Genomic DNA, 21935 nt, shown 5'->3' on the forward strand with positions numbered 1-21935 from the left:
ATTGAAAACAGCCTGCCCCCTGCTGAGGTCAGGCTGTTTTGAGGTTGGGCTTTAGCCGCCCCACCGCCCCAAATAAGTTCAAAATTTTTGTCCCGCTTGAACGACAACCGCTTCTTTAGACAGTGTCTTCTTCAGGTGGTCAGCCAGACGCAATGTCAGCGCCAGTATGGTCAGGGTGGGGTTTGCATAGCCCCCCGTGGGAAAGACAGAACTACTGGCCACGTAAAGATTGGGAACTGAATGCACCTGGCAGTTTTCATTCACAACTCCCTGGCTGGGGCTAGCACTCATTCGCGTCGTACCCATGTGATGGGCCATACCCGAAGGCTCTGACAGGCTCAGATTGCCATCCTCAAAGTTACTGACGAAGCGCCCCAGGCCTGACTTTTCCGCCACTGCCGCAAATAAATCCTGGGTTCGCTGAGCATTGTCTCTGCTGAATTTTCCCCAGCGCCAGTCGAGTTCGACCCGGGGCATACCCAGGGGGTCGCGATCGCGGCTGAGCTGGACTCGGCTATTTGGATCAGGAGCCTGCTCTGTGACAAGTAAAACCTCGTAAGCCGTAAAGCGATCGCAGATTTGAGGATCCTTTGACCATCCGCCTCGCCCAAAACCATGCAGGAGAGATTGGTCGTATTTCCGCGCGTCGTAGATGGCGCGAGCCACATAATCTAAGCCGCCAGCGACCTTGATCAGTCGTTGGGCGATCGCAGGCCAATGCTCGGGGGTAGGATGCTTGAGATATCCATTCTCGGCCAGATCTTTTAGCGCAAGCACGGCTTGAGTTTGTCGCTGCGTGGGCCGGGGAAACAAAACCACAGCGTTATTCAGCAGCCGCTGTTCGGCCATCGCCTCCCGAGAATGAGTAATGTGCCCCATGACCAGGCTGCCCTTGACCTGTCGCAAGTCATAGAAAGCAGCTTGAGAAAAGGTACTTTTTTCACCCGGCAACAACCGCCCAACATTGAGCAGAGGATGATCCATAAAGAAACGACCAACCAAGCCGTTTTCGTTGCCCACACCGCACGGTTGATGACGGTTAGAGGCCAGCATAAGCCTGGCATTTTCAATACCTCCCGTAGCCAGCACAAAGGCTTTAGCCTCCACCCAACAGCTTTTTCCCGTCAGGTTGCTGACCCGAACCCGCTGCACTCGGCTATTTTCCTGGGGGACATCCAGCTCAACAGCCGTTGCATAGAGATAGATATCAACATTAGGTGCAGAGCTCAAATCTTCGAGGTAGTTTCGATGAAATACAGTGCGGGTACCAAACTGAAAAACCTTTGAGGTGAAAAGCTGATCGGCAAAGTCAAAGGGTTTTGACAGAGCATCGGACCAAGGCTCTGGACTATAGGAAAATGGCCCAGAATGGGCCACCCCCTGAGCCTTTTCATAGTATGGAATTAACGCTTCGCGACCAATGGGCCAACCACTGTAGGGCACCCAGTCTCTCTGTTCAAAATCAATTTTGTCTAGAGGAACATACCGTACCCCAATCTTCCATTGCCTGTCGTCCTCGCGCCCCAGTTTGATAGACCAAATATTGGAGTTGCCACCAAATTGTCGATTACGAATATCTTTTAGGGGCAGAAATGGGTCACCAATGCTACTACCATGACTTAGATCTTGAATCTCTGTATCTTGACTTATACCACCACTCTCCAGCAGACAGACCTGGTTGTTGGTACCGATAAATTCTCTAGCCAGCGTTACCCCTGCCGGGCCTGATCCAATAATACAAATATCTGCTTTGCAAACTTGCCCTTCAGGCACTTCGCGGATATCAACTATCATGGATTTACAATCCTTTTGTAAATACTGTTATTTAAAAACTGAAGCTTGATTTTCCAAGCTTGAAGCGTAGGGAGCATGTCAGGTTTGCAAGGTCGGCTGAAACAGGTGAGGATGCAAGTGTTGACCTAAAGGCCTAACTGATGACCCCTGAGAAAGCCACCCAACTCAAAACGGGAAAGCGCCTCAAACACCTTAAGCCCCCGGACACTGTTGCCGTGGCCATCTAGCAGAGGCGAAAATACCGCGATTCCAGCCTGGTTGGGCACCACCGCCATAATGCCCCCTGACACGCCGCTCTTGGCCGGAATCCCCACCCGAAAGGCCCACTCCCCGGCGAAATTGTACATGCCGCAGGTATACATCACGCTGAGAATGTCGCGCACGTGCTCGGACCCGACCGCCCGCTGACCAGTGATGGGGTTGACCCCCTGGTTAGCCAGCGTCGCCGCCATCACGGCCAGGTCGTGGGTGGTGACCAGCACAGCGCACTGCTGAAAGTACAGGTCGAGGGCTTCCTCAATGGGCTGCTCGATCATGCCAAAGTTGAGCATCAGGTGGGCCATGGCCCGGTTGCGGTGGCCTGTAGTTTTCTCCGACATAAAGGTGGACACGTCCACAAAGACCTCATTGCCCACGTAGCGCTCAAACATCGACAGCATTCGGTTCAGGCGCTCGGCGGGGTCACTGCCGGTGATCAGGCCGGTAGTGGCGATCGCTCCTGCATTTACCATCGGGTTGTCGGGGCGCTTAGAGTCCTCATCCAGGCGAATCAGCGAATTAAACGGGTCGCCCGTCGGCTCTACCCCCACCTTTCTCAGCAGTTTTTCGCGGCCATAGTCCTCCAGGGCCATGCCGTAGACAAACACCTTAGAAATCGACTGGATGGTGAATTTTTGCGCCACATCGCCCACCTCAAAGCTGCGGCCATCGAGGGTAACGATACTAATCCCAAACCAGCCGGGATCTGCCCGCGCCAGTTCAGGGATGTAGGACGCTAGCTTACCGTCAGTGATTCCCTTGAACTCGTGGTAGAGCTGCTCTAAAAACGTTTGCACCTGGGCCATGGGGAAGAAGGGGGGCGTGAGTAGGTACCCCTCTGGAGCCATGCCAATGTCTGTGGAACCCCGATTTACTTCGACAGCATGTCCGCCGCTGAGCGAGAGGCGATGGACGACATTTTTCAGCAGACTAAGAATGCGGCCTACGAAATTATCCGCCGCAAAGGCTACACCAACTACGCTGTGGGCTTGGCGGTGACGCAAATTGTGCAGTCCATTGTTCGTGACCAGAACCGGGTGTTGACGGTGAGCTGTATGGCCGATGAGATCTTTGGCGTCAGCGATGTGTGCCTGAGTCTGCCCGCCGTAGTTGGACGGTTTGGGGTCACCCGTCGGCTTAACCTGGCGCTAAATCAGCGGGAGCAGGAGCTTTTGCAGCAGTCGGCCCAAACCCTGCGAGCCGTGATCGATCAGATTAAATTTTAGGGCTTTTGGGCGTGTCATCAATTTTGGCCAGCTGTAACCCATGATTTTTGAGCGGTTAGCAGCTGATTGATGACGGGAGCATGTCAGGTTTGCAAGGTCGGCTGAAACAGGTGAGGATGCAAGTGTTGACCTAAAGGCCTAACTGATGACCCCTGAGAAAGCCACCCAACTCAAAACTCATCTCGCAGCAATCGCTCAATTGCTCTACGAGGAGAGCGATCCGGCTGACATGCAGACTCTAGAGGGCATTGAGATGACCGTGCGTGAGCAAATTCAGGCGCATGTCAGCCCAGAACTCGGCCATTTTTTATCCGCACGGTTAGCGGCACAGCAGCCGGACGCACACGACAGTTGAAAAGTACCTTGGGCCAGTTGAGCGTCACTACTCGTCAAGCGGAACGGCTTGCGGTGCCTGCCCATCGCCAGTTAAGCCCTCATTTAGAAAACTGTTGCCTGCGTGTGAGTGCAAATGTTTCTTACGAACAAGCCGCCCAAGATGTCGCCTATTTGACGGGCATCCGGGTTCCAGCCAAGACTCAGCAGCGCTTGGTGCATCAGCAGACATTCCCTCACCCAAAGGCTAATGAGGCCTTGAACGAACTCAGTGTAGATGGCGGCAAAGTGCGTATCCGAACCCCGCTGGGAGAGATTTGCCAGTGGAGAGACTACAAAGCCATCGCCACCGAAGGCGGAACCGTAGCGGCTTATCACGAGAATGCCGTCCTCATTGATTGGGCGAACCAGCAACCCTTAGCGTCCCCCATAACCTGTTTAGGGGATGGCCATGACGGCATTTGGAATATCGTGGCCCAGATTAAAACTCCAGAGGAGCGCCGAGAAATTCTCGACTGGTACCATCTGGTTGAAAACCTTCATAACGTGGGCGGGTCGCTCAAACTCTCAAACGACTCCATCAAGCCGAAGCGTTCCTGTGGCAGGGCAAGGTCGATGAAACCCTAGCCCTCTTTGGACCCTTGAGCAAAAAGCAGGCCCAGGCCTTTTGTAATTACCTCCGCAAGCATCGCCACCGCATTGTCAATTATGACTATTATCAACGCGAGCAAATCTGCTCGATTGGCTCAGGGGCGGTTGAATCGGCTATCAAGCAAATCAGCCGCAGAGTCAAAATCTCAGGGGCCCAGTGGAATGAGGACAATGTTCCCCAGGTGCTGGCCCATCGTTGTGCTTATCTCAATGGAGCCATTGGGTTACAAAGGTGACATGCTCCCGAAGCGTACGGTCAAGTCGACTTCATTTATGCGCAAAAAGCAAGCGATCGCTTGTTTAGGGATGTTATTTGAGGTGAAGTATTTAAAGTTAGATCCGACGTCAAACCCTCTAAGGCTAAAGGTTTTTCTGCTGGAGACAACTCCCAGAATTCCAGGCACTAGGCTGCGGACACAAACCTCCTAAGATCAGGAAAGTGACTTTTCAAGTATTCAGACCACAAGCACCAACTGATTTCCTACGAAGGTTGGCTGGAGTAGTTTTTTGGGCACATTACAGCCGCTTGCGGCAAATGCTGCAATAGGGAGATACAACCCAGGGAACTATTTGGTTTTTGCTTCTGATTGCCAACTCATTTTGAGCATAAGAACAGCGTAAAGCCTGTAAAGGCTACTCTTAGCCGGGAGAGTCAGCGTGAGAATGCCGTTTTGCGTAGCAGCATTTCAATCAATAAACATCAACCCTGAGGAATAGATTACGATGCACCGTTTAAGTTTTTAAGAAAAACACATTCTGAAAGCCTTGCATAAAGTTTTGGCAGGCGGTGCAAACCTTAGAACATCTATACCCATCGCCGGCAGGGTTAGGACATGACCCATGCCTCTGAAGCGATGGCTAAACCGTGGTAGGGGGTAATGCCGTGAAAGCAATGGCCAACGTTATCCCTGCCAAAAGTAGCCATTAAAGTAGCCAAGACAGGCTCTAACGTTCTACCTCTCTCCCGGCTGAAAACACGCTGGACAGGTTCAGGCCCTTGTAGCTCAGGGTAGGGTTGATTCATCCAGGGCGGCTACCACCTGGTCGTAGATTTCGCGGGCGTGGTCGGGGCTGGTGCCGATGCAGGTGAGGCCCACTTTGCCGTATTCCGACAGGCAGCCCATCAGATGAAACGCAGCCCCCACGCCGCTGATGGAGTTGAAGTGGAGCCGCTTGGTAACGATGATATCCATCAGGTCACTGGGCAGCAGGCCCCGGTATTGGGGCTTTTGCAGGTTGTCGGAGGCGCGGTAGTAGCGCACCTGCTCCTGCTTGGTATAAAACAGCCCGTCAGCCTGGTGAAAGTGCCCTTCGGTGAGCATTTTCATTGCCATCAGCGGGTGGGTGGTACCCCCTTTGCGCAGGTTAATTTCGATCGCTTGCAAGTCCCACTCGGGGGCCTCGGGGTCACCTTTGGCGACGGCGATAAAGTCCACACCGTAGCGCTCCAGGGCACCCTGGCGGGCCAGTTCTTCGCCAATCCGCTGGCCCATCTCCTGGATCTCCAGCCGGTAGTCGGGTCGGGCGGGGAAGGAGCAGCCCAGGAAGATCTGGCCGTCGGGGCCGCCCAGTTCCTGGTCGTGGGTGGAGAGAATTTCGACTTCCCCCAGGGGAGTGATACGGCCCTGCACGCTGGGCGACTCTTTGTGGTCGCCTTCGACAAAGGCTTCGGCGATCGCCCCCAACACCGGAATTTTGGCCGCAAAGTGCTCCCAGGTTTCGGTGTCGCACTGGAAGCTGAGACAGGGAAAGGCAGCGGCGATCGCCTCGACCCGCTCGCGATGGCTGACCTGTCCAGGGGCAAAGTTTTGAAGTTCGCGCAGGTCGAGCAGGGCGTTCCCCTCTCCGGAAAAGCCCTCGTTGAGCTTGATCACCATCCGATTGAGGCTGGGGTCCTGCTCCCACACCTCGGCGGTGGCGGCGGCCAGTTCATGCTCTGAAAATACCAGCTCGCTGCCGATGGGGTGGGGGATACCGCAGCGCCGGAAAATTTCGCGGCTGCCGCTCTTGGTGCCCCAGTGGAGCAGGTCGGGGTCCAGGGCCAGCAGGGGCATACCCAGGGCCAGGGAGAGATCGCGCTCCCAGGGGGTAGAGTTGTAGCAGGTCATGTAGGCCCGCTCGGGGTCCACCGCCTTGCGAATCCGCTCCAGCAGGCGGGGTCGCTCCAGCACTTTTTGGCTGAGGGGCTTACGGGAGGCGTCGTAGGTGGCAAACAGGGTAAGGCGATCGCGGGCGTGGGAGCTGGGAATACCGGGCAGCAGCTCCAGGTAGTAGTCGATGATGCTGGGGTGCAGCGGCATGGAGGTGACGTAAACCAGCCGGGTGTTGGGGTTGCGCAGCCGAATCAGCGAAAACAGCAGCCGCTCCTCGTAGTGGTTGACACCCTCAATTTTTTGCAGCTCCTCCTGGTCCAGGCTGAGGGAGGGCACCACCACAATGTGCCGCTCCTGGGTGTCAAACTCGTCGGTGGACGCCCAGCGATCGCCCAGGGTCGTTTGCAGTCGCTGAAATCTCAGCGCATCGTCAACCGGCAGTGTCGCCGGTTCGGTCACCGTAGCCACCTCTTTTGCCGTCACCATCCTGACTACCTCCCGCGATCGCCAAATCGGTTCTGGAATGAAACGAGTATAGTTGACCATTAGACGAAAGCTCTCGCCAGCCCCCGAATGGGGCTCCGAATGGCCCCCGGTTGGCCCAGGGCAACGGCTGGCGTGGGCAGAGGCAATCTCTACTCTGGAAACTCCATTTTCCCACCGAACGTTAGCCCTGCTATCCCCACTAGGACATAGGCCCAGCCCCGCTAGGCCAGGGCATCCCGGGCTCTCCCCTAGCTTTAGCATCCCCGGCTGAGCTGGGCAACCTGCAGCAATATCTCGTCAATCTTTTGTCGTAGCAGACTGGCGTGCTGGTTGGAATGGTTGATCACCAGGCTGAACACCAGCGGCTCGTAGTCGGGCGGCTGCAGGTAGCCTGCCAGCGACACGTTGCCGGTGAGCGCCCCTGTTTTGCCCTGCAAACGGCCCTCCAGCACCGTGCCCCGCAGCCGATTGCTGAGGGTGCCGCTCTGGCCTGCGATCGCCAGCGATTCACGGAACGCCCGCCCCTGGGGATGGGTGGTCATCACCTGGAGCGTCTCCACCAGCGCGGCAGGGGACACCAGATTGTGGCGCGACAGGCCCGAGCCATCCGCCAGCCGCAGGGCTGTGGCATTTACCCCCAGCTCGGTCAGGGCGGCTCGGACAGCTTCTCCCCCGGCCCGGCTGGCCTCCGCCACAGTCCCCCCCTGTCCAGCGCCGCCTGCGGTCACCCCCAGGGTTTTGAACAGAACCTCGGCGTAGAGGTTGTCGCTGTCGCGGTTGGCCAACCGCATCAGATCTCGCACCTCGGGTGACTCCACCGCCGCCAGCTCTGGGTCTGTGACCGGGGATGCGGTCTGGGTTATCACCGTTTGCCCCACCGGCACGGACTGCCGCCGCAGCGCCTGCGCCATCGCCGCCGCCACCTGCTGGGCCGGGTTCAGCACCGCTAGGTTAACCGTCCGCGGGTTGCTGCCCTGGGCCATCTGCCCCGTTACCCGCAGCGTCGGGGTATCGCCCGGTCGCCACAGGGCCAGGGGAACAGGGGCGGCCCCAGCGGCAACGGTGATGGCATCATTGACCAGCGGCAGCGGGCCGGCGGGCAGGGGTTGGGCCCAGGTCAGGCTGAGCGGGCTGCCCACCTGGGTTGGCGCCACCTGCAAAGCGATCGCATTGCGGTTGAGGATCAGGCTGTTGACCGGGGCGGCGTAGGCCCATTGGGCGTCTTCCCACTCCCAGGTGGCGTTGGTGGCAAAGCCGGGGAAGTAGGAATCGTCTAGGACCAGGCGAGTGACCTGCCGCACCCCGGACTGGGCCAGCTGCTGGGCCAGCCGGTCGAGTTCAGCGGTGGTCAGGCTGGGGTCGCCCCGCCCCACCACCCGCAGCGCGGCAATGCCCTCGCCGCTGGGGTTGCCATATACGGAGGTACGCAACCGGTAGTCGCCCCCCAGCTGGTGGGCGGCGGCGGCGGTGGTCAGCAGCTTCATGGTCGAAGCCGGGGTGAAGAGGCGATCGCCATGGCGGCTGTAGATCGTCCTGGGGGTGGGGCCCTGGGTTTGCAGCACCATCCCCGTATAGGCGGTATCCAGCGGGGCCTGGCTGAAGGCTGTATCGAGCTGGGCGGTCAGTTGGGCCGGGCACAGGGCCGCAGCGGCCTTGCCCAGCGGCATCAGCGCCAGGCACAGTCCGGCAGCGATCGCCCCAGGTATGAACGGCCTCCCTTGAGATATCGGCATAGGTCAGCGGTGATGGACAAACGACGGGCGGCGCTACAGAACTAGGCCTAGCCTCTGAAACCCCGGTGGTGTTTTTGCAGGGTTTCGACCTGCTGGGCGATCGCCGGGTCGTACAGGCGCAGGTAGTTCCAATAGCCGCCAAATACCGCCCGCACGTAGCCCCTGGTCTCCGGGTAGGGAATCTTGTCGGCAAAGTCATCGGCATCGACAAAGCCGCCCCGGTTGATCCAGTTGGCCACCGCCCCCGGCCCGGCGTTGTAGCTGGCCACCGCAAACAGCGAGTGGTTGTCGTACTCGGCGTGGGTGTAGTCCAGGTACCAGGTGCCCAGCTTGATGTTGTCCTCAGGGATGTTGAGGTCGTAGGTCTCAAGCCCGGCCCGGCCCTTGATCCACTCGGCGGTGGCGGGCATCACCTGCATCAGCCCTGCGGCCCCCACCCCAGAGCGAATTCTGGCCTCAAAGCGCGACTCCTGGCGCATCAGCGCCGCCACCAGCAGCGGGTTGAGCTGGCGCTGGGCCGACCAGGTGGTGATTAAGTCGGCGTAGGGCAGCGGGTAGACCCCGTGCCAGAAATCCGGGCGCTGCTTCAGCTCGCGCACCACTTTTTGATCCGCCGGGTCGTCCACCAGGGCCAGGCTCGACACCTGGTAGATGCCGTTGATGTTGTCGTTGGTGCCCAGGCGCATCATGCCATCGGTGAACTGCTCCTCGGGAATAGGATCCTGGTAGTTGGTATACTCCATCTGCCATCGCTCCCAGGCCCGCTGGTCCTGCCCCAGCAGGTACAGTTCCTGTAGCGTGTTCGACCCGGCGGGCAGCGGTGTGCGCTGGGCCAGGGGGGCCACAGCCGGCACCTGCGATCGCACCGTCTTAAAGTCCCCTACGTTCCAGCCCAGGGCCACGGCGGCTCGCCAGGCGTAGTACGACTCGGGGTGACGGGCAATCACGGTTTCCAGGGCGCTTTGGGCCACCTCGGTCTGCCCCAGCTGGCCGCCCCACTTGGCCACCCAGTAGCCCGCCTCGGCGGCCAGGTCGCTCTCGGGGCTGTGCTTCAGCACGTCGCCGCCCCAGCTAACCGCCATGGTCAGATCGCCCTGCCCAGCCGCATTGCGGGCATTTCTGAGCCGAATATCCGCCGCCGCATCGGAGTCTCTATACTCTTTTAGAATCAGCTCGCGGGTGGCCTGGGCCGACGCCGCGCTGTTCAGCTTGTCGAGCCGGTTAGCCCGCTCCAGCAGCGCCTCTGCCGCCCGATCCGGAAACCGGTTCACCACCTGGTCGAGCACCCCCAGGGCTGCCTGATCCGACAGGCTCTGGGCCAGCCGCAGCAGGCCGGTGGCGGTTTCGGGGGCCTCCGGAAACTGCTGGTCCAGCTGGTTGTAGAGGGCGATGGCGCGATCGCGTCGGCCACTCACCTGGTGGCCGCGGGCCGCCCGGTACAGGTTGCGGGGCGAGGGCGTAGCCTGGGCGTAGGCCACCGCCGCATCGCCGTAGCTGTCAATGCGCCAAAAGCCAAACCCCACCGTTTGCCAGTCCTCAGGGCTGAGCTGACTGGCGAACTCGGTCTTGAGCCGCAGCAGGGACGCTCCGGCATCGGGGTGATGCAGGCCCGATCGCGCTTTGATCATTAGCATGGGCAGGGCATCGGCCCGGCGGGGGTCAGCGGTCAGCCGCTGGTGGGCCACCTCCACCGCCTTGGGGTGACTCGGGAACCGCTGCACCAGCAGATCGGCGTAGGCCGGGTCCCGCTGGCTCAGCTCAAACAGCAGCGGGGCGATCGCGCCGTCGTCGCCATACTCAGTTAAGATTCGCTGCTGGGTTTGCTGAGCCGCCTCGGCCTGCCCCGCCGCCCGCTGCGCCTGAGCCAGCGCCAGGGCCACATAGGGAGCCATCGCTGGATACTCAGCTTCCAGCCCCTCCAGCAGGGGAATGGCGCTGCCGCCGCGATCGCTATTGATCAGATCCAGCGCCAGTAAATACCTGGCTCGGCTACGGCTCAGGGGCTCTCGGCCCTCGACGGCTGCCCGCAGCACCTCCTGCCGCTGCTCCGCCAGCTGTAGCGCCACCGCCAGCACCGGATCGTCGGCGCGGTTGGCCGTCAGCCCCCCCAGTCCGGGCAGCAGTGACTCTTCCAGGATCGCCGAGGGGTCAACGGTTGACGACACCGTATTGACCAGAGCCGCCCCCATGCCCAGCGATAGAGCACCGACCCCCGCGATCGCCACCAGGGGCAGATTTGCCTTTAGCCGTTTCACCATGGTGCGCCCTTAACCTCTGCAAACGATGACAGCCCCTAGCCAGCCCACACCCCAGGGGAGAACCGCTAGCCCGTCCTATACTAGCGAACCTCTCCACCGCTGGCTGGATCAAGATGTGATATGGACATTAATTTAGAGCAACCTCGCTCAGGCCGCTAAACCTGGGTTTCCTGCGGTAGGTTTATAGTAAACACAGAAAACTAGCCCCTAGGTTGAATGGAATTTCACGCACCCGGTAACTCCTGCTTAGACTGGTCTGGCGACGCCCTGATTCTTGGCCTCAGCGAAGCCGCACTCCCCCTGTCGGGCACCCTGGCCGAGCTCAATAGCCAGGTCGCCGGGCTGCTCCAAGAGCTGATCGATGAGGTTGAATTTACCGGCAAGGCAGGATCCACCGCCATCACCCGAGTCGGCACCGGAGCCAACATTCGCAAGCTGGGAATTGTGGGCCTGGGGGCTATCGACGCTATCACCGGCGATACCCTGCGCCGGGCCGCCGCCGCCGCCGCCCGCCTGGCTAAAAAAGAGAAATGTGCCTCCCTCGGCCTCAGCTTTCCCAATCTTCAACACGATGCAGCCCTTACAGCCCAGGCCATCGCCGAGGGCGCCATACTGGCCCTGCATCAGGACAACCGCTTCAAATCTGAGGACAAAAACGGCAAACCCACCGTCGAGCACATTCACATACTCGATTTGGCTGGCCAGGACAGCAGCAGCCTTCAAACAGCTCAAGCGATCTGCGACGGCGTTATTCTAGCCCGCGAGCTGGTCTCGGCCCCGGCCAACATTGTCACTCCCGAACTGCTAGCTCAAACCGCCCAGGAGATCGCCAGCGCCCACGGCCTGGAGCTAGAGATTCTGGAGCGAGAGCAGTGCGAGGCCCTGGGCATGGGGGCCTACCTGGGGGTGGCCAGAGCTTCTGACCTGCCGCCCAAGTTCATTCACCTCACCTACAAACCCACCGGCACCCCTACCCGCAAGCTGGCGATCGTGGGCAAAGGCCTCACCTTTGACTCGGGCGGTCTCAATATTAAAGGAGCCGGCAGCGGCATCGAAATGATGAAGATAGATATGGGGGGTGCCGCCGCCACCCTGGGAGCCGCCAAGGCGATCGCCCAACTCAAGCCCAGCGCCGAAGTTCACTTCATCAGCGCCGCCGCCGAAAACATGATCAGCGGCAACGCCATGCGCCCCGGCGACATTCTCACCGCCTCCAACGGCAAAACCATTGAGGTCAACAATACCGATGCCGAGGGTCGGCTCACCCTGGCCGACGCCCTGGTGTTTGCCGAAAAGCTGGGGGTCGATGCGATCGTCGATCTGGCCACCCTGACCGGAGCCTGTATTATTGCGCTGGGCGACGATATCGCCGGACTGTTCAGCGAAAACGAAGAACTGGCCGAGGCGATCGCCACCGCCGCCAAAACCGCTGGCGAAAAATTTTGGCGCTTGCCCATGGAAGAGAAATACTTTGACGGGCTCAAATCCATTGTGGCCGACATGAAAAATACCGGTCCTCGCCCCGGTGGTTCCATTACCGCCGCCCTATTTCTCAAGCAGTTTGTCAACTCCACTCCCTGGGTTCACCTCGACGTCGCTGGCCCGGTTTGGACCGAGAAAGAGAGCGGCTACAACAACCCTGGTGGCACCGGATTTGGCGTTCGTACCCTCGTGCAGTGGGTTCTATCGCAAGACACCGCCGCTTAAACTCAAGAGAGTCCCGTTGACGTATGGGATGCGTTAGCGATTGCTAACGCATCAAACCTCTGGGCGATAATGTGCTGCGGCAACCGTTGGTTCCTGGGTCTTTAAATGTAACTAACAACAGCCCTACGACTGGGTTAGAGATCCCAGGCTATCGCAATCTGCTTGATCACAGCCCCTGTTTATTTCTCGGTTGGAACAATTTCCGAATTAGCCAGTCTCTATACTTCAGCACACGCATAAAACACCTTCAGCTTGAGGATACTTTTCAGCGATCGCTACCCATGGGTTGCGACCAATGTGTCCGAAAAAGCATAGCCATTTACATCTTTCGTGGAAGGAACTCATGCAAGTGCCTAAATTACATCAACACTTTGGGTCACGGCGGCCCAGCATTCACAAAGACCTCTATCTAGAAGAAGCAGTTTTTTAAGCCCTCAATCGTAGGCATCAACCACGGCATCAAAACGACTTACCGTCAGCCTGGGTGATTCAGGAAAATCTTTTTTCAAACCCTAGTGCAGCGTCAAAGCTAAAAATCGGGGTTCCCGTAGGTTGGGTAAAGCCGAGCGTAACCCAACGGCAGTCAGCCTGGTTGGGTTCTACTAGCGCGCCACCCAACCTACAAACTTAGGTTGGGCAGAGCATTAGTTTTGAGTTCTTGAAAGTAGGTTTGTTTTTTGTAGTTATTAGCTTAGTTAGTGCTTGAAAAGTCACGACGTTTCCCACTTTACACCTCCCAGGTGAGCTACTACTGCCCAATCGCTGCTGGTTTCACAGCCTTTCGAACGTAAGTTCCACCTGAAATCACTCTTTTCAAACCCTCGCTGAAATCATTCGCTGCCTAAAGGCAGTTTTCATTCTTCAGCCGTATGTTCAGAGTCGAAATGGCTAAATTTTCGCCATTTCGACCTTGATAGAGATGGGTTATGACGGCAGGAATGAGTCCACGAACCCATAGGTTTGTCAACTTTTGATGACCAGGTAATTGCAAAAACCCACTATTCTACACTTTGTATCATCGGGGTAAACTAATGAATTTTGCAGAGTATTTCGATCGCATTGCTGTTGTTTATTTGCCAGAACGAAAAAGACGGTATAAGAGCATACAACGTCAGGTCAAGCGGCTAGGCATAGAAGAGCGTGTGCAATGGTTTAAGGGCCTCAGGTTCAAAGAGGCTGGCCAATTCCCTAAGGCTAGCGTTAGGGGCTGTGTCATGAGTAACTATGAGATTCTGCGTCAAGCGGCCCACGATAACGTTAAACGGGTGCTCCTATTTCAAGAGGACTGTGTTTTAAGTCAGCGCCTCATTTGTCAAGAAGAGAACATTCTTCGCGAGCTAGACAAGCAGCCGTGGGACTTTGCCTACTTTGGCTGTCAGGCCTACTCGGGGGACGAGGCCAAAAGCAACAAAGTTGCCCTGGACGCCACTCCAAATCAATTCTTTTCTCGCGTAGGTGTGCGTCAAAATATCCGTCGAACCCACTTTTGGGCTTGTCAAGGAAGCGCGATTCCGAAGCTTGTCGAGTTCATGGAAGCCTCGTTTGAACGGACTAAAGGCCATCCCGACTGTGGCCCCACCTACTTTGACGGATACATGAACGAAATTCGCTACCGCAATCCCAAACTCATTACGCTGGCCGCTGTGCCCAATCTAGGTTGGCCCCTGAGCAGCATGAGCAATCTCAACCCCGGGCGTCTGGACGGAATTCCGGGCGTATCGCCAGCGCTGCACGTCCTTCGAGGCACCAAAAATTTCTGCTTGGAAACCTCTGATTTCCTGCGCTACAGCCTGATCACCAACGACCGGCAGACGACCAGCTAAACGTTGGCTAAGCTAGCCTGCATTGCCCATGAGATGACTGCACAGTCCACCATTCTCGTTTAGCGAAAATCAACCTGGTGGTGGTCAGTCCCGTAGAGTTGCGCAACTCTACGGGACTGACCACTGTAGATGGGCATTTTTGCGAACAATTCGCGTTGGTCCTGGCGTACCCCTACCCCGCAGAGCAACCAAGCGCAGTCTTGCGGGGTAGGGCTTCAGTCGGCGCCTGGAGGTTAGGTGAAGGAAAATTTGCCCTCCGCTGACGAGAACCGTTCAGGATAGTCACTTCCTTCTTTGCACAGATACGCCTAGGTGTGAGGTGCGCTACTGCTAACCCCAAAACGATCGGCTATGATAGCAGCAAACATTGCATCTGAGGTAGCCTGGAGTAGCTTTAGGCGTCCTAAATCGAGGGTGCAATGTTCAACACCTTGGTATTGTGGTTCGGAGAGACTCGTGACTATTTACATTGGTAACTTGTCCTTTCAGGCTTCTGAGGACGACATTAGAAGTGTTTTTGCTGAATACGGCGAGGTTACTCGTATCAGCTTGCCTATCGATCGAGAAACAGGCCGAAAACGCGGCTTTGCTTTTGTCGATATGGCTGATGAAGCAAAGGAAGACCAGGCTATCTCCGAACTCGATGGGGCTGAGTGGCTAGGCCGTGAACTTAGGGTCAACAAGGCCCGCCCTCGCACTGAAGATGGCGGTGGAGATGGGGGCCGGCCAAATCGTAGCAATCGATTTTCCCACAATCCGCTCTAAACCTCCGGACTATTCTCCAAGCGCAGGACTGGGATTTACGTAGGTAGTTTGAAGTTCACAGCTTTGGCAGAGGTGTTCTTTGAATGCCTCTGCCATGCTGGTTTTTGGCGGCAAGTTTGCGCTATTCTTCACCCACCGCCGTTGATTGAACAGGGTACGCTATGGCTCAGTGGCGCTGGGTATTCCTCCTGGTGGGGCTGGTAGTGGGCTTGGGAGCCGTGCTGCTCCTCGCTGATGCTTTGCTGCGCCTGCACGCTGCGATCGCCCTGCTATCTCCACTGCTTGCCCAGGTCGTTGTCGGTGCCATCCTGGTAGCTGGAGCTGGCGCGGTGGGCTATGGGGTTTACCGTCTGTGGCCATTTTTGCGCCCCCGTCGCCGTCGGGTACAGCCGCCGCCGCCCCGAAACGCCACGGAGGCCGCCACCGCAAATTTCCACGTACTGCAGCAGCAGGTGGCTCAAATTCAAGACCAGGTGGCGCGTCAGGCCCTGGCGGAAAAGGCGAAGACGCTCCAGTTCTCCAGCGCCGCTCAGGTGCTGACCATTGCTGTATTTGGGGTGGGGTCGGCGGGTAAAACGGCTCTGATCAACGGGCTGCTGGGTCAAACCCTCGGTGCAGTAGGGGCCGCTATGGGAACGACCCAGGTTCAGCAAACCTATCCCTGGTATATCCCCAATGTGGCCAAACCGCTACAGCTGATCGATACCCCAGGGATTGCAGAAACCGGCGTTGCAGGTACAGAGCGCGAGCAGGCCGCTCGCACCGTTGCCACTGAAGCAGATCTGATCCTGTTCGTGATTGACGACGATTTGCGCCAGGCCGAATACAGCGTTTTGCAGGCGCTGATGGCCATGGGAAAACGAGTGCTTCTGGTCCTGAACAAGGCCGATCGCTACCCGGAGACCGATTTAGAAGCGCTGCTAGCCCGCTTGCGATCGCGAGTCGTCCCCCCCCTCAGCCCCGACGACGTTGTTGCCGTAGCCGCCCAACCCCAACCGTTGCCCCAGGTAGGCGGTGGCTGGCTACAAATGCAGCCTACCCTGCTGCCCCTCCAGGCTCGCCTGGCCGATGTCCTGCGCGCCGAGGGCGAAACGCTGATGGCCGACAACCTGCTTTTGCAGACTCAGCAAATTGGCGAAACCGCTCGCCAGATCATCGACAGCCAGCGCCAGGCCCAGGCCGACAGTGTGATTGAGCGCTACCAGTGGCTGAGTGCAGGGGCGATCGCCATCACCCCCCTGCCGGGTTTAGATTTTTTAGCCACCGCCGCGATCAACGCCCAGATGGTGGTTGAGCTGAGCCAAATCTACGGCTGCGAGGTCAGCATTGAGGAGGGCAAGGCCCTCGCCCTATCGGTGGCCAAAACGCTGACCGGATTGGGCTTGGTCAAAGGCACACTCGATCTCCTGGCTCTGGGGTTGCAAACCAACCTGGCCACAGCCCTGGCCGGACGCGCCCTCAAAGGGACAAGCGGCGCTTACCTGACCCGGGTGGCGGGCAAAAGTTTCATCGAATACTTCCGCCAAAACCAAAGTTGGGGCGACGGCGGCATGGGAGCCGTTGTGGAGCGGCAGTTTCGCCTCAACCAGCGCGATGCGGTGATGAAAGCCTTTATTCAAGAGGCCATAACCCGCATTGTTCCCATTGTCCAAGGGTAGCTCCGCGCCAGCGGTCCCCCACCATGAGGGCAGCCACCTTTTGCCCCAGGGAAATGGCCTCGCCCAGTTCGTCAGGTCAACTAAACTAATCCCGTACTTTCGAAATCGGCGCAGTCAATGGCTGCTTCGGACAGCGCAATTTTTGGATGAAGCGGGCATTTGAGCCGATGGTCGTTGGTGAAATAGCGGCATTCCGCACAGGGAATTTTGTGCATTACCGTTGCCCGGGCCACGCTGTCTCGCACCGCCGCCACCATGTTCCAGGCGGTTGTGCCCACCAACACCCAGGCCAACACAAAACACACCGGCACCAGCACCGCCTGCACCACCGCTACCAGCCCGGCGGGCAATACCCCAAGATTCAGTAGCATAGATCTCACTTCAACCGTGGCTTCACCCACAGCTTCAGCCACAAAACCCGAGCTGTGCACCACGGCCGCAACAACGTATTGAAACGAGATATTCTGCAACAATAGTCCATTCTAGTCAGCAATCCGGTCGGCAAACGCCTCGGTTTAGGGGGAGTCAGGCGCTTGTCCGGCGTCGGTGGCGATCGCTAGCTGCACCCCAGGCAGCGATCGCAGCCGATCCATCACCGCCACCACCCGCCCGTGGCTCACTGCCTGATCGGCCCGAATCACCACCAGCCCCCCATCGGCCAGCGTGCCCAGGGTTTGAATGGCCTCCAGCAGCTGCTCATCGGCCACCGCCCTATTGCCCACAAACGTCTCGCCCTCAGCATTCAGCGTCACCACCACCTGGCGTTGGGCCTGGGTTTCAGCCGTTTCGGCCCCCGGCAGCGCCACCGGTAGCCCCTCGTCACGGGTCAAAAACAGGCTGGACAGAATAAAAAACGCCAGCACCGCAAACACCACGTCAATCATCGGCACGATGTTGATTTGCAGCGGCGTTTCAGGATCTTCGGGGAGATGCATGGGATAGGGGTTAGTTTTGGAGTTTGAGTTTGGATGACCTGAGGGCAACGGCTAGGGGTTGTCCTTAGTTTGCTGCTAAACGCTCAAAAGTCAAGGGTTGCAGCCCCTGGTTTTTAGAGGTTGGGTGAAATGAAGTGAAACCCAACAGCAGTAAGCCTGGTTAGGTTCTGCTGGCGCGCCACCCAACCTACACATCAAGAATTGACAGATCCTAGGGAGCTTTTGCCATAGTCAGAATTTTTTCGGCGATCGCAGGCTCCACTGGCATCACCGAGAGCCGGTTGCCCCGGCGCACCACCCACAGCTCCTCGGAGGTAAACGTTTCCTTGAGCTGATCTAGGGTAATGCCTGTTGCAAAGGTTTCTATATAGCCTACCGTCACTGTATGCCAGCGCGGCTGGTCTGGGGATGATTTGGGGTCGTAATACTTATGGGCCGCATCAAACTGGGTAGGATCTACGACGTTGGCTTCGACAATCTCCATCAGTCCCACAATCCCCGGCGGTTTGGTGTTGGAGTGATAGAAAAAAGCTTTGTCTCCCACTTTCATACTGGTGAGAAAGTTGCGCGCCTGGTAGTTACGAACGCCGTCCCAAAGTTCCGTGCGATCGCGTTCCAGATCCGCAATGCCATACACATCGGGTTCAGACTTCATCAGCCAGTAGGCCATCGCCAACCACCTTCTTTAACAACGAAATATGTGCGTCACCCGCTGTCAGCGTCGCCCGCCGCCCGCCGCTGGGGTCAGTGTCCAGGCGCAGCCCGATCGCTGAAGCAGGATAATCCACCAGCCGCTCCGACCACTCGATCGCCAGGATGCCCGGTTCCGCCTCGCTGCCGTCCCAGTACCCCTCCAGTTCCAGGGAGTCCACCTGGGTCGGGGCCAACCGATACAGGTCCACATGGTACAGCGGCAGTCGCCCCTCCAGGTACTCGTTGATCAGCGTAAACGTCGGGCTGCTAATTGGCTCTGCAATGCCCAGGCCCAAACCGATGCCCTGCACCAGAGTCGTCTTGCCCATGCCCAGGTCGCCCGCCAGCAGCAGCACGGTCCCCGGCGAGCACAGCTGCCCCAGCCGCCAACCCAGTCGCTGAGTGGCCGCCGCATCAGGCAGATTTACCCCAAATTCTCCCATCCCGCTCGCCAATGTGTCCTCGCCTAACCTGCTCTCACCCAACCTGTTCTCGCTTAACCTGGTCACCGCTCAAAACGTCAGGTAGCACACCGCCAGCGCTGCCACCATACCAGTAAAATCTGCCACCAGCGCCGCCGGCAGCGTGTAGCGAGTATTCATAATACCAATGCTGCCGAAGTACACAGCCATCACGTAAAAGGTGGTTTCGGTGGAGCCCTGCATGGTTGACACCAGGTAGGCCAGAAAGCTGTCTGGGTCGTTGTTGACAATCTCCGACATCACCCCAAAGGCTCCGCCTCCCGATAGGGGGCGAATTAGCGCCATGGGCAGGGCTTCGGCCGGAAGCCCAATCAGTCCGGTGATGGGGCCGATCGCCGCCGTCATTAGCTCCAGGGCACCGCTGGCCCGCACCATGGCGATCGCCACAAAGATTGCCACCAAAAATGGAATAATCCGCACCGCGATCTGAAAACCTTCCTTCGCCCCCTCGGTGGCCGCCTCGTAGACCTTCACCCCCCGAAAGTAGCCCACCAGCAGCAGCCCGCAGATCAACATCGGAATAAGCCAGTTCGAAATCGCCGCCATTGCCTCGGTGCCCGCCAGCGCTGGGGTGCCCTGCACCGTCAGGCGATAGGTTACCGCCCCCACAAAAGCCACAACCAGACCGCCAAACAGCAGCTGCCCCACCCGCCCCGGCGGCTCTAGGGGTATTTCCGGTGGGGCATCTGCCAGGTCAGCGGGGTCGTTTTCCAGCAGCGCATCCCCTGGCCCACTGGCGGCGGGAATGGGCGGAGTTGCTGTCAGCGGGTCGTCTGAGTAGCGATTCCCGCGCGCCAGCAGCTTTGCAGCGGCGATCGCCACCGTTGTCGAACACACCGTCGCCACCAGGGTCGGCAGAATAATCGCCCCCGGACTGGTTGCCCCAGCGCTGGCCCGCACCGTAATCGCACTGATCGGCAGCAACGTCACCGACGATGTATTGATGGCCAAAAACAGACACATGGCATGGGTCGCAGTACCGGGGTTGGCGTTCAGCCGATTCAGCTCGGTCATCGCCTTTAGCCCCATGGGGGTAGCAGCATTGCCCAATCCCAGCGCATTGGCCGCCATATTCAGCACCATCGCCGACATCGCCGGGTGCTCCGCTGGCACCTCCGGAAACAGCCGCACCATCACCGGGCGAATGGCCCGAGCAATCCACTGCATCAGCCCCGCCACCTCCACCACCCGAATCACCCCCAGCCACAGGGCCAGCGCCCCAATCAGCCCAATCGCCAGGTTGACCGCACTCTCCGCCGACTCAAACACCGCCGCCGTCAGCTCGGCCATGGTGCCGTTGAAAGCCGCCACCACCGTGGCAACGACGATCAAAAAGAGCCAGATGCCATTCAGCGGCGAAGCGACAGACTTGGGGTTAGCAACCATAGCAGACAGGCGATCGCAGGGGCAAAGCAGCCTCAACTATCCCAGAGTAGGCTGGTTCTGGCAATGGGATAGCCATCGCCAGAACCGTTAGAGCATGACCAAGACGCCAGAAGCGATGACTGGCTGCTGTTGCGCTGTCTCAGTTTGACCCGGTGGCAGGGGTCCATATCCTGAACGCAATGGCCATCGTTTTAGACAAGGCAGCCGCTACAAACCAATGTCTACCCCCAGCCACAGTCCCTGCTGCGACTGATTTAGGCTAAAGCGGCTGATCCCCTGCCCGGCACTGTAGCGCGACTCCTTATATTGGTAGGCCAGTTGTAGAGCTGCCCGTTCAGAAATGCGGTAGCGCGCCCCCGCCAAAAAGCTCCAGGCCAGATTTTCGTCGGCCCCAATGCCCAGGCCAGCCAAGCTGCCCCGCAGGCCCAGCCCCCAGCGCTCAGACAGTTCCAGCCCCACCTGTGCCCCCAGCAGCGGCTTAATCAGCGTTGCCGACTCGGTCACGGGCAGGTTATCCAGCCCCAGCGGCCCCACCCCCACATTAAAATTCAGGTCGCCACTCAGCCGGGCCAGGCGTAGCCCCAGAAAGGGGTCAACCAGCAGCCGTGGGTAGCCCGGCTGGTCGGCCCCCGCCTGGCCCAGAAACTGATCCACCACCCGGTAGTAGCCCCCCAGGTCAAAGGTGGTTGTCCGGCCCGTAGCCCTCACCCCCACATCCACGGGAGTACCGGGGGGAATCACCACCCCGGGAGGGGTTCGCTGGTTGACTACCGCCGCCAGCGCCGGGGGCAGCGGCAGCCCCGAGACCGATCGACTGTCCTGCACAAAGACATGGGACAGATCGGCAAAAAAGCCATACTGAGGGTTGCGGGCCTCAAAGCGTAGAGCCCCAGAGAAAATGCGATCGAGACTAAACAGATCCCCCAGCCCCGTGGAGACGGACTCGGTGATGTCGCCCACGCCAATGTCGGTACGCACATTGAACGGTACAAAAAGATAAGGCTGCAGCACAAATTCCCACCCGTCCCCGTCGTTGGCGGGCCGCACCTGAGCCAGCACTGACTCTGGTTGGGGCTCAAGATGAGAATCTGTGGCGGTTTCTCCCTGCTCCCCTCCGGTCGAACCAACGGCTACAGGCATCAGATCCTGGGCCAGGGGAACGGTCATTTCCACTTCAGAAATACCGGAGGTCAATTCCTCAGGGTCGGTGAGATCGCTCTCTGGAGCAGGGAATGCTACCTCTATGTCATTCAGGGTGGGCGGCAGCGCAATCTGCGCGGAGGGGATGGATTCAACTAGTTCTGGCCAGGGCGCGATCGCAGGTATCTCCGTTTCCAGGGCATCGGCCTCCATGTCCAGGTGGACATCCGCTAGAGGAGTGACCTCAACCAGAAGCGTTGCAGAAGCGGGGGCAGGGGAAAAGAGCAGAGCGATCGCCCCAACCCCACTGCCTAGCAAATAGACGCGGAGGCACTGATGCTTTAGACGCATTTTTAAGTCAACACAAAAACAGCATTCTTCCCTAAATAACAACACAGAACGACACTTCAAGATAGTATCAAACGAAACCCAAAAGTCAAGGTCATTAAACTGTTCGACTGGCCTTAAACTAGCCAAATGCTACGTTTACAAACCCTGAAACTGAAACGGTTCA

The 21935-nt window shown here is 58.4% G+C and carries 15 protein-coding genes and 2 pseudogenes; 6 read left to right on the forward strand and 11 right to left on the reverse strand.

All coding sequences use genetic code 11. The features are described 5' to 3' along the window. Nucleotides 1-78: 78 nt before the first annotated feature. Nucleotides 79-1794, reverse strand: a complete 1716-nt coding sequence (locus NF78_RS26090) for a GMC oxidoreductase (protein WP_035993075.1) — start codon at nucleotides 1792-1794, stop codon at nucleotides 79-81. A 125-nt stretch (nucleotides 1795-1919) separates the two neighbouring features. Continuing rightward, nucleotides 1920-2858, reverse strand: coding sequence for a glutaminase A (gene glsA / locus NF78_RS26095; RefSeq protein ID WP_035993078.1), 939 nt, complete (start codon nucleotides 2856-2858; stop codon nucleotides 1920-1922). Nucleotides 2859-2894: 36 nt separating this feature from the next. Here glsA and NF78_RS26100 point away from each other — a divergent pair. Both NF78_RS26100 and NF78_RS26110 read left to right on the forward strand, forming a co-directional pair. Further along, nucleotides 2895-3278: pseudogene (locus tag NF78_RS26100) on the forward strand (L-lactate dehydrogenase); the annotation flags it as partial. A 145-nt stretch (nucleotides 3279-3423) separates the two neighbouring features. After that, a pseudogene (locus tag NF78_RS26110) lies at nucleotides 3424-4498 on the forward strand (ISKra4 family transposase). A gap of 768 nt (nucleotides 4499-5266) precedes the next feature. On the opposite strand, the gene NF78_RS26115 reads toward NF78_RS26110, so the two are convergent. The 3 genes from NF78_RS26115 to NF78_RS26125 form a co-directional block, all read right to left on the reverse strand. Further along, nucleotides 5267-6841 carry a peptide ligase PGM1-related protein gene (locus NF78_RS26115; protein ID WP_052050975.1) on the reverse strand — a complete coding sequence of 525 codons (1575 nt, stop codon included), beginning with the start codon at nucleotides 6839-6841 and terminating at the stop codon, nucleotides 5267-5269. A gap of 254 nt (nucleotides 6842-7095) precedes the next feature. Next, complete coding sequence (gene dacB / locus NF78_RS26120; protein ID WP_072016257.1) at nucleotides 7096-8574, reverse strand: D-alanyl-D-alanine carboxypeptidase/D-alanyl-D-alanine-endopeptidase; 1479 nt, start codon at nucleotides 8572-8574, stop codon at nucleotides 7096-7098. A 47-nt stretch (nucleotides 8575-8621) separates the two neighbouring features. Continuing rightward, a complete protein-coding gene (locus NF78_RS26125) occupies nucleotides 8622-10832 on the reverse strand; it encodes a transglycosylase SLT domain-containing protein (protein WP_035993083.1) in 2211 nt (736 codons plus the stop codon). Between the two features lie 216 nt (nucleotides 10833-11048). On the opposite strand from NF78_RS26125, the gene NF78_RS26130 reads away from it, so the two are divergent. From NF78_RS26130 to NF78_RS26140, 4 genes are all read left to right on the forward strand, one after another. Further along, entirely contained in the window at nucleotides 11049-12539 is a 1491-nt protein-coding gene (locus NF78_RS26130; RefSeq protein WP_035993085.1) for a leucyl aminopeptidase, read from the forward strand. 1031 nt (nucleotides 12540-13570) lie between these two features. Then, complete coding sequence (locus NF78_RS26135) at nucleotides 13571-14362, forward strand: hypothetical protein (RefSeq protein WP_156119979.1); 792 nt, start codon at nucleotides 13571-13573, stop codon at nucleotides 14360-14362. A gap of 456 nt (nucleotides 14363-14818) precedes the next feature. Beyond that, a complete protein-coding gene (locus NF78_RS30105; protein ID WP_017297747.1) occupies nucleotides 14819-15127 on the forward strand; it encodes an RNA recognition motif domain-containing protein in 309 nt (102 codons plus the stop codon). Nucleotides 15128-15288: 161 nt separating this feature from the next. After that, nucleotides 15289-16785: a YcjF family protein gene (locus NF78_RS26140; RefSeq protein WP_035993089.1), complete on the forward strand. Its 1497-nt coding sequence runs from the start codon at nucleotides 15289-15291 to the stop codon at nucleotides 16783-16785. A gap of 80 nt (nucleotides 16786-16865) precedes the next feature. Here the strand turns inward: NF78_RS26140 and NF78_RS26145 are convergent, their stop codons facing one another. The 6 genes from NF78_RS26145 to NF78_RS26170 all read right to left on the reverse strand — a co-directional run bounded on the left by NF78_RS26145 (nucleotide 16866) and on the right by NF78_RS26170 (nucleotide 21772). Further along, nucleotides 16866-17156, reverse strand: coding sequence for a hypothetical protein (locus tag NF78_RS26145; protein WP_035994199.1), 291 nt, complete (start codon nucleotides 17154-17156; stop codon nucleotides 16866-16868). Nucleotides 17157-17300: 144 nt separating this feature from the next. After that, complete coding sequence (locus NF78_RS26150) at nucleotides 17301-17720, reverse strand: ExbD/TolR family protein (RefSeq protein WP_035993092.1); 420 nt, start codon at nucleotides 17718-17720, stop codon at nucleotides 17301-17303. Between the two features lie 211 nt (nucleotides 17721-17931). Further along, the gene (locus NF78_RS26155) at nucleotides 17932-18390 is read right to left on the reverse strand and encodes an EVE domain-containing protein (protein ID WP_035993094.1); all 459 of its coding nucleotides are present in this window, start codon (nucleotides 18388-18390) and stop codon (nucleotides 17932-17934) included. Next, the gene (tsaE, locus tag NF78_RS26160; RefSeq protein ID WP_035993097.1) at nucleotides 18365-18856 is read right to left on the reverse strand and encodes a tRNA (adenosine(37)-N6)-threonylcarbamoyltransferase complex ATPase subunit type 1 TsaE; all 492 of its coding nucleotides are present in this window, start codon (nucleotides 18854-18856) and stop codon (nucleotides 18365-18367) included. Before tsaE ends, NF78_RS26155 begins: the two co-directional genes overlap by 26 nt. A 69-nt stretch (nucleotides 18857-18925) precedes the next feature. After that, nucleotides 18926-20281, reverse strand: a complete 1356-nt coding sequence (locus tag NF78_RS26165) for a nucleoside recognition domain-containing protein (RefSeq protein ID WP_035993100.1) — start codon at nucleotides 20279-20281, stop codon at nucleotides 18926-18928. A gap of 207 nt (nucleotides 20282-20488) precedes the next feature. Beyond that, complete coding sequence (locus NF78_RS26170; RefSeq protein WP_156119980.1) at nucleotides 20489-21772, reverse strand: hypothetical protein; 1284 nt, start codon at nucleotides 21770-21772, stop codon at nucleotides 20489-20491. Nucleotides 21773-21935: the final 163 nt, after the last annotated feature.

Origin of the sequence: Leptolyngbya sp. KIOST-1 (genome assembly GCF_000763385.1) — a bacterium.
GTDB lineage: Bacteria > Cyanobacteriota > Cyanobacteriia > Phormidesmidales > Phormidesmidaceae > Nodosilinea.